This window comes from Streptomyces sp. VRA16 Mangrove soil, assembly GCF_017377775.1.
Taxonomy (GTDB): domain Bacteria; phylum Actinomycetota; class Actinomycetes; order Streptomycetales; family Streptomycetaceae; genus Streptomyces.
In genome coordinates this window covers 42,326-56,919 of the sequence record NZ_JAFVLN010000001.1, presented here as the reverse complement: position 1 = coordinate 56,919, position 14,594 = coordinate 42,326, and the positions used below count along the sequence as shown (strand labels likewise).

The window sequence follows — 14,594 nt, the reverse complement described above, 5'->3', positions numbered from 1 at the left end:
CTGTATGTCCGCGCTCACTTCAGCCTGCTCGACGCGAGGATGGACACGAGGTGGAGCAGGGTCTGCAGGAGCGCGATGCCCGCGAGGACGGCCACACCCAGGCGCGAGAAGAACAGGTCACCGCGGACGTGGTCCACGATCGCGAGGACCAGGATGAGCAGTGACGCCTCGATGCCGAGGATGAGCCGGTGGAACTTGAACGCGGCGGCCGCCCTGCGGGCGAGCGCCATGCCGGAGGAGCGCATCTCGGACGCGGACTCCTTGACCTGCTCCTTGCCGCTGGCGGCACGGGCGAGGCCGACGAGGTCCGTCTCCGCCTTGATCAGGATGGCGCCGAGCGCGGCGAGCGTGCCGAGGAAGGCCCAGAGCCAGTCGATCCGGCCGGAGCCCCACACGTCGGCGGCGCGCAGGCCGAAGCCCACGAGCACGGCCGCGTCGGTGAGGTACGCGCCGACGCGGTCCATCCAGACGCCCGCGAGCGAGTACTGCTTGCGCCAGCGGGCGATCTCGCCGTCGACACAGTCGAGCAGCAGGTACAGCTGCACGGCCACGACGCCGAGGACCGCGCCCCAGATGCCCGGGACGAGCAGCGCGGGGGCGGCCAGGACACCGCAGACGGTCATCAGGTAGGTCAGCTGGTTGGGCGTGACCTTGGTGTTCACCAGGTGGCGGTCGACACGCAGCGAGATCTCGCGCATGTAGAGCCGGCCCATCCAGTGCTCACCGCTCCGGCGGTCCTTCACCCCGGCGGGGTGGACGACCGGGCGGAGCTCAGCTACCGATGGCTTTTGCATAGTCGGCGTAGGCGTCCCTGATCTGGTCGGCGGAGAGGTTGAGGTGTTCGAGGATCGTGTAGCGGCCCGGCCGGGTCTGCGGAGCGAACTCCACGACCTTGACGAACTCGTCCACGGTGAAGCCGATCTCCTCGGGCAGCACGGGCAGCCCGTGGCGGCGCAGCACCTCGGCCATGTACGCGGACTCGTCGTGGGCACCGCGCAGGTGCATCGCGAAGGCCGCGCCCAGGCCGCACTGCTCGCCGTGGCTGGCGGCGCGCTTGGGGTAGAGGAGGTCGAAGGCGTGGTTGATCTCGTGGCAGGCCCCCGAGGCCGGCCGCGAGTCGCCCGAGACCGACATGGCGATACCGGTCATGACCAGGCCCTCGGCGAGCACCTGGAGGAAACCGTCGTCGCCGACGCCGCCGGGGTGCCGCAGGACGGCCTCACCGGCCTGACGGGCCATGGCGGCCGCGAGACCGTCGATGTCCTCGCCGCGCTCGCGGGCGGCGAGCTCCCAGTCCGCGACCGCGGAGATGTTGGACAGGGCGTCGCCGATGCCGGAGCGCACGAAGCGGACCGGAGCCTCACGGATGATGTCGAGGTCGATCACGACGGCGATCGGGTTCGGCACGCCGTAGGAGCCGCGGCCCGCGTCGTTGTCGAGGGTCGCGACGGGCGAGCAGAGGCCGTCGTGCGACAGGTTCGTCGCGACGGCGACCAGCGGCAGACCGACCCGGGCCGCGGCGAACTTGCCGCAGTCGATGATCTTGCCGCCGCCGAGGCCGACGATGGCGTCGAAGCGGCCCGCCTTCTTGATGTCGTCGGCGAGCTTGATGGCGTCGTCCAGCGTGCCGCCGCCGACCTCGAACCATTCGGCCGTGGGCAGCGAGGGCTCCAGGCGGGCCCGCAGGGCGGCGCCCGAACCACCGCTGATCGCGATGGCCAGGCACCCCTGCGACGACGAGATCCTCTGGTCGGCGAGGACCTTGGCCAGGTCGTCGAGCGCCCCCGGCCGGATGTCGACGACGACCGGCGAGGGAATCAGCCTCGTCAGTACTGGCACGCGATCTCCCGGGCCTTGGCGAGGTCGTCGTGGTTGTCGATCTCGACCCACTTGACGTCGCCGATCGGGGCGACGTCGACCTTGAAGCCGCGGTTCACGAGCTCCTGGTAGCCGTCCTCGTAGTACAGCTGCGGGTCACGCTCGTACGTGGCCTTGAGGGCGTCGGCCAGCTCGTCGGCGGCCTCGCCCTCGATGAGGGTGACACCGATGTACTCGCCGGTGGCCTCGGACGGGTCCATCAGCTTCGTGATCTTCTGGACGCCCTTCTCGGGGTCCACGACGACCTTCATCTCCTCTTCGCCCAGGTTCTTCACCGTGTCGAGCGCGAGGATGATCTTCTTGCCGTCGCCGCGGGCGGCGAGCAGCGTCTTCTCGACGGAGACCGGGTGCACGGTGTCACCGTTGGCGAGGATCACCGAGTGCTTGATGGCGTCACGGCCGCACCACAGGGAGTAGGCGTTGTTCCACTTCTCGGCGATGTCGTTCTCGATGAGCGTCAGCTTCAGGCCGTACTTCGCCTCGAGCGCCGCCTTGCGCTCGAAAACGACCTCCTTGCGGTAGCCGACGATGATGCCGACCTCGGTGAGGCCGATCTCGGCGAAGTTCTTCAGCGTGAAGTCGAGGACGGAGAGCTCGTTGTCGGTGCCCTCGCCCGCGACGGGCACGAGCGCCTTGGGGAGCGTCTCGGTGTAGGGGCGGAGCCGGCTGCCGGCGCCGGCGGCCAGGACGAGGCCGATCATGCGGGTTCTCCTTCATCGTGTACGGCGGGTGCTCCAGCAGAGACCCAGAAGCGGATGCTCTCGGCGAGCACCACGAGTGCCACGAGCACGGCGAGCGCCGTGAGCGCGACGGTGAAATCTGTGTTTGTGAGCAGCGCGGCCAGCACAGTGACCACCAGCGTTCTGCCTTCGTGCCCGCCGATCGCCCGCACCAGCCAGTGCGGGGGCGCTCCGGTGCCGCCGCGGATGCGGTACACCGTGTCGTAGTGATGGTAGGCGACCGCCGCCACAAGCCCGAAAGCCGCGGGCAGGGCCCCTTGGACGTCCGCGCGGGCCGCGAGGACCAGGATCGTCAGGTACTCCGAGGCCCGGAAAATCGGGGGGACGAGCCAGTCGAGGGCGCCCTTGAGAGGGCGGGAGACGGCGAGTCCCGACGTGACGCAGTACACGGCCGCGGCCACGATCGGCCAGACACCGCCGAAGTCGGTGAAGGCGCTCACCGTGACGACGGCCACGCCGCCGATCAGCCCGACGACGGGGGCCGCGGGGCTCTTGCCGGCCTTGGCCACGGCGCGGGCGATCGGGCCGGAGTCGGCGAGATCGGCGAGGGCCAGGGCGGCACGGTCGGTACGGCGTGCCTTGCGGGTCAGCGAGCGCAGGACGCGGCCCGCGGTCGTGTAGCAGGCGGCGAGTGCGCAGCCGACGAGAAGGACGTAGAAGGTGATGCGCGGCGTGGTGAGCGCCGTGAAGAGCGCGATGAGGGCCCAGCGTTCGCCGATCGGCAGCACTATCATCCGGCGCACCCAGACCGTCCAGCCGACACTGTCGAGCTTGTCGGAGAGGGCGGCGGTGGGGCTGGTGTTGGCGCTGGCGTCGTGGTTCGCCTCGTTGAAGGAGAAGTCGACGACGTGGCGGCAGGTCTGCAGGACCATCGCGCCGAGGGCGAGGGCCCATACGTCGTCGCCGCTCGCGTGGGCCGCGCCCAGGGCGAGGCCCGCGTAGTAGGCGTACTCCTTGGCGCGGTCGAAGGTCGCGTCCAGCCAGGCGCCGAGCGTCGAGTACTGCAGCGAGTAGCGGGCGAGCTGCCCGTCGGTGCAGTCCAGGACGAAGGAGAAGAGCAGCAGCAGGCCCGCCGCGACGAAGCCGGGGCGGGTGCCGGTGGCCGCGCAGCCCGCCGCGATCAGGGCGGTGAGCAGCGACGCGGTGGTGACCTGGTTCGGGGTCAGGCCACGGCGTGCGCACCAGCGCGCGATGTAGCGCGAGTACGGGCTGATGCAGTACGTGGTGAAGAAGCCGTCCCGCGCCTTGACCGCGGTGCGCAGCCGGATCGCCTCGTCGTCGACGGCGGCGACCCGCTGGCGGACCTCGTTGCGGGCCTGCGGGTCGTGCGGCACGGCGGCGACGAGCTCACCGAGCTCGGGGCGGTGCACATCGGTGCCGGCCGCCTCCAGGCTCTTGGCGACGGCGTCGGGGGCGGTGCCGGTCTCCTGGACCGCCCGGATCAGCGCCTGCCGGGCCGCGGGCTGGACGGTGACGGCGCCGGGGATCGCCGAGGCGGGGAAACGGGGGTCGGTGAGGCCGAGACGCAGGGCGTGGACATGGCCCACGAAACCCGCGTCGACGACCGCGACCCGCTGGTCGCCGGGGACGGTCGCGAGCGCCGCTTCGGCGTCGGCCGCGTCCGGGGCGAGCCGCACGTCGAAGCCGAGCGCCCGCAGATCGCCCTCCAGGGACGACCCGGGGACCGGCTGACCGGTGACGATGGCGGTCGACAGACGAACTCACTCCTTGGGTGCCGACGCGAGCGCGCGCCGGACTCATGCAGGTGGGGCGCCCTGGGCCAGATGTCCTCCGGGCGGCATGTCGGCAGAGGCTATCGGATGATCTGACGCGGACGTTCACCGCCCGTTTACGGCCCGATTGGCCCCTGTCTCACGCGGTCTGCGTCGCCGAGGCCGCCCGAACATCATTGTCGATCAAGGCCCCGGGCCACAAACCCGGGCTGCGCCGTGACCGGCTTAGGGTGGTGCGTCATGACATGGCTGATCACCGGCGGAGCCGGATACATCGGGGCACACGTGGCGCGGGCGATGACCGGCGCGGGCGAACGCGTCGTCGTCCTCGACAACGTGACGTCGGGGGTGCCCGACCGGCTGCCGGCCGGGATCCCACTGGTGCGCGGCTCGGCGGCGGACGCGGAGCTGGTGGCCCGGGTGTGCGCCGAGCACCAGGTGACCGGTGTGGTGCACCTGGCCGCACACAAGCAGGTCGGGGAGTCCGTCGAGCGGCCGGAGATGTACTACCGGGACAACCTCGGCGGCCTCGCCACGCTGCTGGAGACGGTCGCCGCCGCGGGTGTGCGCCGCTTCGTGTTCTCGTCGTCGGCCGCGGTGTACGGCAACCCGGACATCCCCGTCACGGACCTGATCACGGAGTCGACGCCGTGCGCGCCGGTGAACCCGTACGGCGAGACGAAGCTCGCGGGCGAGTGGCTGGTGCGGGCGGCAGGCCGCGCGCACCAGATGGCGACGGTCTGTCTGCGCTACTTCAACGTCGCGGGCGCCGCCGAGCCGGCCCTCGCCGACACCGGGGTCTTCAACGTGATCCCGATGGTCTTCGACCGGCTCACGCGCGGCGAGGCGCCGCGGATCTTCGGCGACGACTACCCGACACCGGACGGCACCTGCGTCCGCGACTATATCCACGTCGCCGACCTCGCCGAGGCCCATCTGTCGGCGGCGCGCCGGCTGGCCGGGGCCGGCGCGAGCGGCGATCTGACGCTGAACATCGGCACGGGGCAGGGCGTCTCCGTCCGCGAGCTGGTCGACGTGATCGCCGACGTCACCGACGACCGCACGCCCGCGCTCGTCGAGCCGCGCCGTCCCGGTGACGCGCCGCGCGCGGTGGGTTCGTCCGCGCTGGCCGAGAAGGAGCTCGGCTGGACGGCGTCGCGCGGCGTACGCGAGATGGTCGAATCGGCGTGGGCCGGATGGTGTCTCCGGCACCCGGAGGCGACCGCGAAGTGATCTTGTCAGCGCCCTGACCTGCGTACATACGCTTTGTCATTTACGCAGGTCAGGGCACATGACAACGGTGTTCAGTGCAGTGTTTGCAGATACCCCCTACCCGTAGTTCACTGTGATCGCCGCCCCGGCTCCGGGGCAGCACGGCGAACCGACGCGGAGGGTGGATTCATGGGTGTCGGGCACAGCCACGACCACGGGCACGGTCACGGGCCCACGACCGGGACGGCCGCCGCCGCCCACAAGGGGCGGCTGCGCATCGCGCTCACGATCACGCTGACCGTGATGGTGGTGGAGATCGTCGGCGGCATCGTGGCCGACTCGCTCGCCCTGATCGCCGACGCGGCCCACATGGCGACGGACGCGCTGGGGCTCGCGATGGCGCTGATCGCGATCCACTTCGCGAACCGCCCGGCCAGCGATCAGCGCACCTTCGGTTACGCGCGCGCCGAGATCCTGGCCGCGCTCGCCAACTGTCTGCTGCTGCTCGGCGTGGGCGGCTACGTGCTGTACGAGGCGGTCCAGCGCTTCATGGAACCGGCCGAGACGGCGGGCGGCCTGACCATCGTCTACGGCCTCATCGGCCTGGTCGCGAACATGATCTCGCTCTCCCTCCTGGTGAAGGGGCAGCAGGACAGCCTCAACGTGCGGGGCGCCTTCCTGGAGGTGGCCGCGGACGCCCTCGGCTCCGTCGCCGTGCTGATCTCCGCGACGATCATCCTGACCACCGGCTGGCAGGCCGCCGACCCGATCGCGTCGATCGTCATCGGCCTCATGATCGTCCCGCGTACGGTCAAGCTGCTGAGCGAGACCCTGAACGTGCTCCTGGAATCAGCCCCCAAGGGCGTGGACATGGCCCAGGTCAGGGCCCACATACTGGCCCTTCCCGGCGTCGAGGACGTCCACGACCTGCACGCCTGGACCATCACCTCGGGCATGCCGGTGCTCTCCGCGCACGTGGTCGTCTCCCCCGACGTCCTCGGCGCCATCGGCAACGAGAAGATGCTCCACGAGCTCCAGGGCTGCCTGGGCGACCACTTCGACGTGGAGCACTGCACATTCCAGCTGGAGCCGACCGGACACGCGGAGCACGAGGCGAAGCTCTGCCACTAGGGCCTTCGGCTCGGAGGTCCTTCGGCTCAGAGGTCCTTCGACTCGGCGTGATACCTTGGCCAATGATCTTTGAGGAGGTGGGTTGATGACTGTCGTCGCGGTGAGCGCTGCCGTGCGCAGCGACAGGTGCATCCCCATTTCCCGGGTCCTTCTCGGCTGAGCCGCGCCGTCGCGCGGTCGGTCGGGACCCCTTCACTCAGAGGTTCTTACGTTGACCGACGACAGCAACGTCGTACGCGATTCCTTCTTCGCCCTGCACCACGGACTGCCGCGGCAGGGCCCCGGCTCCGACGACACCACCCGGCGACTGCTCTCCTTCGTGGGCGAGCTGCCCGAGCGGCCGCGCATTCTCGATCTGGGCTGTGGGCCCGGACGGTCCGCGCTGCTGCTCGCCGCCGAGACCGGTGGTGAGGTGACGGCCGTGGATCTGCACGAGCCGTTCCTCGACGAACTGCGGGCCGCGGCCGCGGCCGGCGGCCTCTCCGACCGGGTCCGTGCCGTCAACGCGGACATGGGCGAACTCGCCTATCAGGATGGTTCCTTCGATCTGATCTGGGCCGAGAGCTCGGCCTACAACATCGGGTTCGACACCGCGCTCGCCCGCTGGCAGCGACTGCTCGCGCCGGGCGGGACGCTCGTGCTCACCGAGTGCGAGTGGACGACCGACACCCCGTCCCTCGAGGCACGCGCCTTCTGGGACGCGGCGTACCCCTTGCGCACCCACGACGCGAACCTGCGGGCCTGCACGGCCGCCGGGTACTCCGTGCTCGGAGCGCACCGGCAGCCCGAGTCCGACTGGGACGCGTACTACGGGCCGCTCGCCGAGCACGTCGCCGGCGCCGACCCGGAGCGTCCCGGGATGGCCGAGGCGCTCGCGGACACGCGCGCTGAGCTGGGAATGCGGCGCGCCCACGGGGCCGAGTACGGCTACACGGGGTACGTGCTGCGGCCCGCCGGGCGCTGGGTCACGCGGCCCGAGGGCGCGGCCGACCGCGCGGCCGTGCACGCCGTCAACGCCGCCGCCTTCGACACCCCGGCCGAGGCCGATCTCGTGGACGCGCTGCGGCGCGACGACGCGGCATGGCTGGAGGGTCTGTCGTACGTCGCCGAGGCCGCGGACGGCACGGTCGTCGCGTACGCGCTGATCACCCGCTGCACGGTGGACGGCGCGCCCGCGGCGGCGCTCGCGCCCTGTGCGGTGTTGCCGCAGTACCAGCGCACGGGGGCCGGTTCGGCCGTCGTACGCGCGGCGCTCGACGCGGCACGCGCGCGTGGGGAGCGACTCGTGCTGGTGCTCGGCCACCCCGAGTACTACCCGCGGTTCGGCTTCACGCCCGCGTCCGGGTACGGCATCAGGCCCGGTTTCGAGGTCCCGGACGCGGCGATGATGGCGCTCGTGCTGGGTGCCGGAGACGGGCTCCCGCAGGTGCCCGCGGGCACGATCGCCTACCCGCCCGCGTTCGGCGTCTGAGCCGGGTCTACGTTGGGTCCCGCCCCGCCGTACGCGGCCGGGCGGGACATGCGGGACGCGGCGCGGGGCGTGACGGTCCGTCGCGTACGGCAGACTTGGGGTCAGAGGACCGAAGCGAAGGATGGGTATGCCGACCACACCTGCCACCGCGGCGAACAGCTCGTCGAACGGCACCGGAGAAGCGATCTTGCTGGAACTCGTCGACGAGGACGGCAGGACGATCGGCACGGCGGAGAAGCTCGCCGCGCACCAGGCCCCGGGGCAGCTGCACAGAGCGTTCTCGGTCTTCCTCTTCGACGAGCAGGGCCGACTGCTGCTCCAGCAGCGGGCCCTGGGGAAGTACCACTCCCCCGGTGTCTGGTCGAACACCTGCTGCGGGCACCCCTACCCGGGCGAGGCCCCGTTCGCGGCGGCCGCCCGGCGCACCTTCGAGGAGCTGGGTGTCTCGCCGTCGTTGATGGCCGAGGCCGGCACCGTGCGCTACAACCACCCGGACCCGGAGTCGGGCCTGGTGGAGCAGGAGTTCAACCATCTCTTCGTGGGCATGGTGCAGGCTCCGCCGAGTGCGGACCCGGAGGAGGTCGGCGCGACCGCGTTCGTGACCGCGGACGAGCTGGCCGAGCGGCACGCCAAGGACCCGTTCTCCTCGTGGTTCATGACCGTGCTCGACGCCGCACGCCCCGCGATCAAGGAGCTGACGGGCCCCGCCGCGGGCTGGTGACGCTCAGCCGACCGCGGACTTGAGGGGCAGGGCGGCCCAGATCACCTTGCCCCCGCTCGCGGTGTGCTCGACGTCGCAGACGCCGCCCGCCTCCGCCGTGATCTCCCGGACGAGCAGCAGTCCGCGGCCGCCGGTCTGCCCGCTGGTGGCCTCCAGCGCGGTCGGCCGGTAGGGGTGTTCGTCCTCCACCGAGACCCGCACCCACTCCGCGCCGACGGCCACCTCGACGGCGAGCATCGGGGAGAGCAGGGCCGCGTGTTTCACCGCGTTGGTCACGAGCTCGGAGACGATCACGAGCAGTCCGTGCACGAGATCGTCCGACACCGGTACCCCTTGTCGCGCGAGCAGTTCCCGCACCGCCCTCCGGGCCTGCGGCACGGAGGCGTCGACCGCCTGCGCCGTGAACCGCCAGACCCCCTCGTACGGCAACGGCCCGCCCGAGGCATGCTCGGGGGGCGCGCTCCCGTGGTCGTTCATTGTCAGGTCCCCGCCCTTGCGCTGGATTGTCACCACACTTCGAGTGTTGGGAATCCGCTGGTCCGGACCGCATCACTGACCAGAAGTCAGCGACTATCGACGGGATTTGATCGTTGGCGTATGACCGCGTCAGGTGTGCGACCGGTCCTGTCCCAGTTGTTCCACTTTCGCGTGCTCTTCAGCTTGTTGTACGAGACGGACGAGTCTCGGCGGACGCCTCGGCCGAACCCGGACCGACCCTTCTTGATCGTCCGCGCGGGGCCGCTGGATAGCATCCGCGTCATGTCCCCTGCACCTGCTCTGACGCACTCCGTGGCCGACGGCGTCGCCATGGTCGTCATCGACCACCCGGCCAAGCGCAACGCGATGACCGACGCCATGTGGGCCGCGCTGCCACCGCTGCTCGACCGCCTGGCCACGGATCCCGCCGCACGGGTCCTCGTCCTGACCGGAGCCGGTGACACCTTCTGCGCCGGGGCGGACATCTCCACGCTCGGTGCGGACGCGGGCGCCGCGAAGGAACTCGCGGTCGCGGCGGAGGACGCGCTGGCCGCGTTCCCGAAGCCGACGCTCGCGGTGGTCCGCGGGTACTGCGTGGGCGGCGGCTGTCAGCTGGCGGTCGCGTGCGACCTGCGGTTCTCGGCCGAGAGCGCGCTGTTCGGGGTGACTCCCGCGAAGCTCGGGATCGTCTATCCGGCCTCCTCGACGCGCCGCCTCGCCTCGCTGGTCGGCCCGTCGACCGCCAAGTACCTGCTGTTCTCGGGCGAGTTGATCGGCACGGAGCGGGCGCTGCGCACGGGCCTCGTGGACGAGGTCCTGGCCGAGGGCGAACTCGACAAGCGGGTGGCCGAGTTCACGCGCGTCCTCGTGGGCCGTTCGCAGCTGACGCAGGCGGCGGCCAAGGAGTTCACGGCCGGCCGTAAGGACCGGGACGCGTACTGGGCCGAGCAGGCGCGCGGCAGCGGCGACACCGCCGAGGGTGCCGCCGCGTTCCTGGAGCGCCGCGCGCCGCGGTTCAGCTGGACCGTGACTCCCTGAACATCGCCACGAGATGAGCCGGGGCCCGCTCCGGCGAACCGGCGTCGTAGGGCGGCCGCGGGTCGTACTCGGTCATCAACTGGATGGCCTGGGCCGTCTCGTCGCCCACGATCCGGCCCGCGAGGGCGAGGCCCCTGCCGATGCCGGACGCGACCTCGGCGGCGGTGACGTCCTTCCCTGCGAACACCACCCGCCGCCCCGTGGAATGCGCGCCGAGCCGTTCGAACCGCTCCGGCGCGAGCCAGTGGGAGGTGGCCGTGCGGCCCTTCAGGAGTCCGGCCGCGGCGCGCGCGAGGGAGCCGGTGCACACGGATGTCGTCCAGGTCGTGGTGGGGTCGACGGCGCGCGGCCAGTCGAGCAGCGGCCCGTTCCGCGTCCGGGTGCTCGGCTCGGGGCCGCCGGGCGCGACCGCGAAGTCCGGGCCGCGCACGTCGCCGAAGATCCGGTCGGCGACCAGGGCGAGCCGCCCGGAGTCGTCGCGCACGGGCCCGGTCCCCTCGGCCCCGAAGACGACGCCGGCGTCCGGGATGCCGCCGAGCGTCCGGCACGGGCCGATGGCGTCGCGGGCGGTGAGGTGTCCGTCGAGAGCGACGGCGATCTGCATGGCTTCCTGTGGAGGAGGACCAGGACGGTGCGGGGCGGCATGTCCGCCGTTCTTCGAGCAGCGCGCGGAAGGCCGCGCGGCTGGCCGCAATGACGCTCCCCCCAACTTTTCCGCCATCTGAGGCGCCCCGTCTCCCCAGACGTACCGACCGGTCAGTAACGTAGAGGCATGACTCCTGACCCGCGACCGCGCGCCGCCCGCCGCTGTCACAACGTGCTCAATCCGTTCCACTCGACGCACTACTTCTCGCCCGACCTGGGCCGGGAAATGGCCGCCATAGGTGTCACGGACCGCAGCGCCGCCTACTTCGCGGTGCGTTCGGCGCCCATGGGAGCCGTCGGCGCCGGTGTCGTCACGGCCGCCTTCTACAACTTCAAGCACGACCTGGTGGCGCGGCACGTGCCCGAGGTGTGGCAGGTCGCCTCTCCCGACGAGGTGCTCGCGGCACGCGCGCGTGCCGTCGACGCGACGCTGCGCCGGCTGCTCGGCGAGGAGGCGCTCGCCTCCAAGGAGATGGCCGAGGCCGCCGCACTCGCCCTGCGCGCGACCGATGCCTGCACCCGCCACGCCCGTCCCCTGTACGCGGCGCACGCCGATCTGCCGGTGCCCGAGGCCGCGCACCTGGCCTACTGGCACGCCGCGACGCTGCTGCGCGAGCACCGGGGCGACGGCCATCTCGCCGCGCTGCTCGACGCCGGTCTCGACCCGGTGGAGGCCCTCGTCAGCCATGTCGCGACGGGCAAGGGCATGGCCCCCAAGTTCCTGCTGACCAGCCGCGGCTGGACCCAGGACGAGTACGACGCGGCGGCGGAGCGGCTGCGGACCCGCGGACTGCTCACGGCGGACGTGGAACTCACGCTGACCGAGGAGGGCGTACGCCTGCGGGCCGCCGTCGAGGAGCGCACCGACGTCCTGGACCGCGCGCCCTACGACCACCTCGGCGACACGGGCGTGGCCCGGCTCACCGAGCTGGCCACCGGCTTCATCGGCACCGCCCTCGGCAACGGCGCGTTCCCCACGGACCTGATCGGCAAGGCCGCCTGAAGCGCGCGGAGCGGTGCCTCGCGCTCCGGCCTGACACGCCGCGGATGAGCGGCAGGTCGCTGCCCTGATCCCCCGATTGTCGGTGTCACCTGCCACAATTGCCGCGCAACCTCATTCGACTTAGGCGGTACGGGATCGTGGCGACACCCACTCTTGGGTCCATCGAAGGCAGGATTGCCGAGGAACTCGGCGTACGGGAGCGGCAGGTGAAGGCCGCCGTCGAGCTGCTGGACGGCGGCTCGACGGTGCCTTTCATCGCCCGTTACCGCAAGGAGGCGACGGAGTCCCTGGACGACGCCCAGCTGCGCACCCTTGAGGAGCGGCTGCGGTATCTGCGCGAGCTGGAGGAGCGGCGCACCGCCGTCCTCGACTCGGTGCGCGAGCAGGGCAAGCTGACCGAGGAGCTGGAGGCGCAGATCCTCGCCGCCGACACCAAGGCGCGCCTGGAGGACATCTATCTGCCCTTCAAGCCCAAGCGGCGCACGAAGGCGCAGATCGCGCGCGAGGCGGGTCTCGAGCCGCTCGCGGAGGGACTGCTCGGCGACCCGACCGTGGAGCCGCTGGCGGCCGCGGCGGCGTTCGTGGACGCCGACAAGGGCGTCGCGGACCCGCAGGCGGCGCTCGACGGCGCCCGCGCCATCCTCACCGAGCGCTTCTCGGAGGACGCCGACCTGATCGGCGAGCTGCGCGAGCGCATGTGGGTGCGCGGTCGGCTCGCGGCGAAGGTGAAGTCCGGCAAGGAGGAGGCGGGCGCCAAGTTCGCCGACTACTTCGACTTCGCGGAGCCCTTCAAGGAGCTGCCCTCGCACCGCATCCTGGCGATGCTGCGCGGCGAGAAGGAGGACGTGCTCGAGCTCGTCCTGGAGCCCGAGGAGGCACCGGCCGACGGCGGCCCGTCCTCGTACGAGCCGATGGTCGCGGACCGGTTCGGGATCCGTAACCAGGGGCGTCCGGGCGACAAGTGGCTTCAGGACACGGTCCGCTGGGCCTGGCGCACCCGCATCCTCGTGCACCTCGGCATCGACCTGCGGCTGCGGCTGCGGACGGCCGCCGAGGACGAGGCGGTGAAGGTGTTCGCGGCGAACCTGCGGGACCTGCTGCTCGCGGCTCCGGCGGGCACGCGCGCGACGCTGGGGCTCGACCCCGGTTTCCGTACGGGCGTGAAGGTCGCGGTGATCGACGCGACGGGCAAGGTCGTGGCGACGGACGTCATCCACCCGCACGTCCCGGCGAACCGCTGGGACGAGGCGATCGCCAAGCTGGCGAAGCTCTCGCGCGACCACTCCGTGGACCTGATCGCGATCGGCAACGGCACGGCGTCGCGCGAGACGGACAAGCTCGCCGGTGAACTCATCACCAAGCACCCGGAGTTGAAGCTCACCAAGGTGATGGTGAGCGAGGCGGGCGCCTCCGTGTACTCGGCCTCCGCGTTCGCCTCGCAGGAGCTGCCCGACATGGACGTGTCGCTGCGCGGCGCCGTCTCCATCGCGCGCCGTCTCCAGGACCCGCTCGCCGAGCTGGTGAAGATCGACCCGAAGTCGATCGGTGTCGGCCAGTACCAGCACGACCTCAGCGAGGTGAAGCTGTCGCGCTCGCTGGACGCGGTGGTCGAGGACTGTGTGAACGGTGTCGGGGTGGACGTGAACACCGCGTCCGCGCCGCTCCTCGCGCGGGTGTCCGGCATCGGCGCGGGCCTCGCGGAGAACATCGTGGCGCACCGCGACGCCAACGGCCCCTTCAAGAACCGCAAGGGCCTCAAGGACGTGGCCAGGCTCGGCCCGAAGGCGTACGAGCAATGCGCGGGCTTCCTGCGGATCCGCGGCGGTGACGACCCGCTCGACGCGTCGTCCGTGCACCCGGAGGCGTACCCGGTGGTGCGGCGGATGGCCAAGTCGACGGGTGGCGAGGTCGGTTCGCTGATCGGCGACGCGGGGACGCTGCGCTCGCTGAAGCCGGCCGACTACGTGGACGACACGTTCGGTCTGCCGACCGTGACGGACATCCTGAAGGAGCTGGAGAAGCCGGGGCGCGACCCGCGGCCCGCCTTCAAGACGGCCACCTTCAAGGAGGGCGTGGAGAAGATCTCCGACCTGGAGTCCGGGATGGTGCTCGAAGGTGTCGTGACGAATGTCGCCGCGTTCGGGGCGTTCATCGACATCGGTGTGCACCAGGACGGGCTCGCGCATGTCTCGGCGCTGTCCCGTACGTTCGTGAAGGACCCGCGCGATGTCGTGAAGCCCGGCGACATCGTGAAGGTGAAGGTCCTGGACGTCGATGTGCCGCGCAAGCGGATCTCGCTGACGCTGCGGCTGGACGACGAGAAGCCGTCCGGCGGTGACCGGGGTGATCGGGGTGGGCGCGGCGGTGACCGTAAGCCGCCGCGGCAGTCGAACCGGCAGGGTGGGCGCGGTAACTCCGGTGGCGGGGGCAAGGGGCGGCCCGCGCCCGCCCCGGCCAATTCCGCCATGGCCGATGCGTTGAAGAAGGCCGGGTTGGCGTAAGCGCCGTTGAGGTTCGGCGGGGGTGGGGAACTGCGCGTCGTGTG

At 71.4% G+C, this 14,594-nt stretch carries 13 protein-coding genes; 7 read left to right on the top strand and 6 right to left on the bottom strand.

Annotated features, from left to right (window positions below):
• Positions 1–14: 14 nt before the first annotated feature.
• The 4 genes from J3486_RS00270 to J3486_RS00255 are packed head-to-tail and all read right to left on the bottom strand — an operon-like array spanning position 15 to position 4,333.
• Positions 15–794, bottom strand: coding sequence for a CDP-alcohol phosphatidyltransferase family protein (locus tag J3486_RS00270; RefSeq protein WP_207817857.1), 780 nt, complete (start codon positions 792–794; stop codon positions 15–17).
• A complete protein-coding gene (locus J3486_RS00265; RefSeq protein WP_207817856.1) occupies positions 772–1,839 on the bottom strand; it encodes an iron-containing alcohol dehydrogenase family protein in 1,068 nt (355 codons plus the stop codon). Before J3486_RS00265 ends, J3486_RS00270 begins: the two co-directional genes overlap by 23 nt.
• Complete coding sequence (locus tag J3486_RS00260; protein ID WP_207817855.1) at positions 1,827–2,579, bottom strand: sugar phosphate nucleotidyltransferase; 753 nt, start codon at positions 2,577–2,579, stop codon at positions 1,827–1,829. Before J3486_RS00260 ends, J3486_RS00265 begins: the two co-directional genes overlap by 13 nt.
• On the bottom strand, positions 2,576–4,333 hold the full coding sequence (locus J3486_RS00255) for a DUF5941 domain-containing protein (protein ID WP_207818865.1): 1,758 nt from the start codon (positions 4,331–4,333) through the stop codon (positions 2,576–2,578). Before J3486_RS00255 ends, J3486_RS00260 begins: the two co-directional genes overlap by 4 nt.
• Positions 4,334–4,591: 258 nt before the next feature.
• On the opposite strand from J3486_RS00255, the gene galE reads away from it, so the two are divergent.
• The 4 genes from galE (at position 4,592) to idi (ending at position 8,886) form a co-directional block, all read left to right on the top strand.
• A complete protein-coding gene (gene galE, locus J3486_RS00250; RefSeq protein WP_207817854.1) occupies positions 4,592–5,584 on the top strand; it encodes a UDP-glucose 4-epimerase GalE in 993 nt (330 codons plus the stop codon).
• 168 nt (positions 5,585–5,752) lie between these two features.
• On the top strand, positions 5,753–6,694 hold the full coding sequence (locus J3486_RS00245; protein WP_207817853.1) for a cation diffusion facilitator family transporter: 942 nt from the start codon (positions 5,753–5,755) through the stop codon (positions 6,692–6,694).
• 211 nt (positions 6,695–6,905) lie between these two features.
• Positions 6,906–8,165, top strand: a complete 1,260-nt coding sequence (locus tag J3486_RS00240; RefSeq protein ID WP_207817852.1) for a bifunctional class I SAM-dependent methyltransferase/N-acetyltransferase — start codon at positions 6,906–6,908, stop codon at positions 8,163–8,165.
• Positions 8,166–8,292: 127 nt separating this feature from the next.
• Positions 8,293–8,886, top strand: a complete 594-nt coding sequence (gene idi, locus J3486_RS00235) for an isopentenyl-diphosphate Delta-isomerase (RefSeq protein ID WP_207817851.1) — start codon at positions 8,293–8,295, stop codon at positions 8,884–8,886.
• 3 nt (positions 8,887–8,889) lie between these two features.
• Here idi and J3486_RS00230 read toward each other — a convergent pair whose 3' ends face one another.
• Complete coding sequence (locus tag J3486_RS00230; protein WP_229377289.1) at positions 8,890–9,363, bottom strand: ATP-binding protein; 474 nt, start codon at positions 9,361–9,363, stop codon at positions 8,890–8,892.
• Positions 9,364–9,645: 282 nt separating this feature from the next.
• Here J3486_RS00230 and J3486_RS00225 point away from each other — a divergent pair, with 282 nt between their 5' ends.
• A complete protein-coding gene (locus tag J3486_RS00225) occupies positions 9,646–10,401 on the top strand; it encodes an enoyl-CoA hydratase/isomerase family protein (protein ID WP_207817849.1) in 756 nt (251 codons plus the stop codon).
• Here J3486_RS00225 and J3486_RS00220 read toward each other — a convergent pair.
• The gene (locus tag J3486_RS00220) at positions 10,379–11,005 is read right to left on the bottom strand and encodes a DJ-1/PfpI family protein (protein WP_207817848.1); all 627 of its coding nucleotides are present in this window, start codon (positions 11,003–11,005) and stop codon (positions 10,379–10,381) included. The two genes, J3486_RS00225 and J3486_RS00220, sit on opposite strands and share 23 nt — an antisense overlap.
• A 168-nt stretch (positions 11,006–11,173) precedes the next feature.
• Between J3486_RS00220 and J3486_RS00215 the strand changes: the two genes are divergently transcribed.
• Both J3486_RS00215 and J3486_RS00210 read left to right on the top strand, forming a co-directional pair.
• A complete protein-coding gene (locus tag J3486_RS00215; RefSeq protein WP_207817847.1) occupies positions 11,174–12,049 on the top strand; it encodes a hypothetical protein in 876 nt (291 codons plus the stop codon).
• 137 nt (positions 12,050–12,186) lie between these two features.
• Entirely contained in the window at positions 12,187–14,550 is a 2,364-nt protein-coding gene (locus tag J3486_RS00210; protein ID WP_207817846.1) for a Tex family protein, read from the top strand.
• Positions 14,551–14,594 lie beyond the last annotated feature (44 nt).

Bases quoted from the DNA above. Each gene is read 5' to 3' on its own strand.
- J3486_RS00270 (WP_207817857.1), bottom strand. From the start codon at position 794: ATGCAAAAGCCATCGGTAGCTGAGCTCCGCCCGGTCGTCCACCCCGCC.
- J3486_RS00260 (WP_207817855.1), bottom strand. From the start codon at position 2,579: ATGATCGGCCTCGTCCTGGCCGCCGGCGCCGGCAGCCGGCTCCGCCCC.
- galE (WP_207817854.1), top strand. From the start codon at position 4,592: ATGACATGGCTGATCACCGGCGGAGCCGGATACATCGGGGCACACGTG.
- J3486_RS00245 (WP_207817853.1), top strand. From the start codon at position 5,753: ATGGGTGTCGGGCACAGCCACGACCACGGGCACGGTCACGGGCCCACG.
- idi (WP_207817851.1), top strand. From the start codon at position 8,293: ATGCCGACCACACCTGCCACCGCGGCGAACAGCTCGTCGAACGGCACC.
- J3486_RS00230 (WP_229377289.1), bottom strand. From the start codon at position 9,363: ATGAACGACCACGGGAGCGCGCCCCCCGAGCATGCCTCGGGCGGGCCG.
- J3486_RS00225 (WP_207817849.1), top strand. From the start codon at position 9,646: ATGTCCCCTGCACCTGCTCTGACGCACTCCGTGGCCGACGGCGTCGCC.
- J3486_RS00220 (WP_207817848.1), bottom strand. From the start codon at position 11,005: ATGCAGATCGCCGTCGCTCTCGACGGACACCTCACCGCCCGCGACGCC.
- J3486_RS00215 (WP_207817847.1), top strand. From the start codon at position 11,174: ATGACTCCTGACCCGCGACCGCGCGCCGCCCGCCGCTGTCACAACGTG.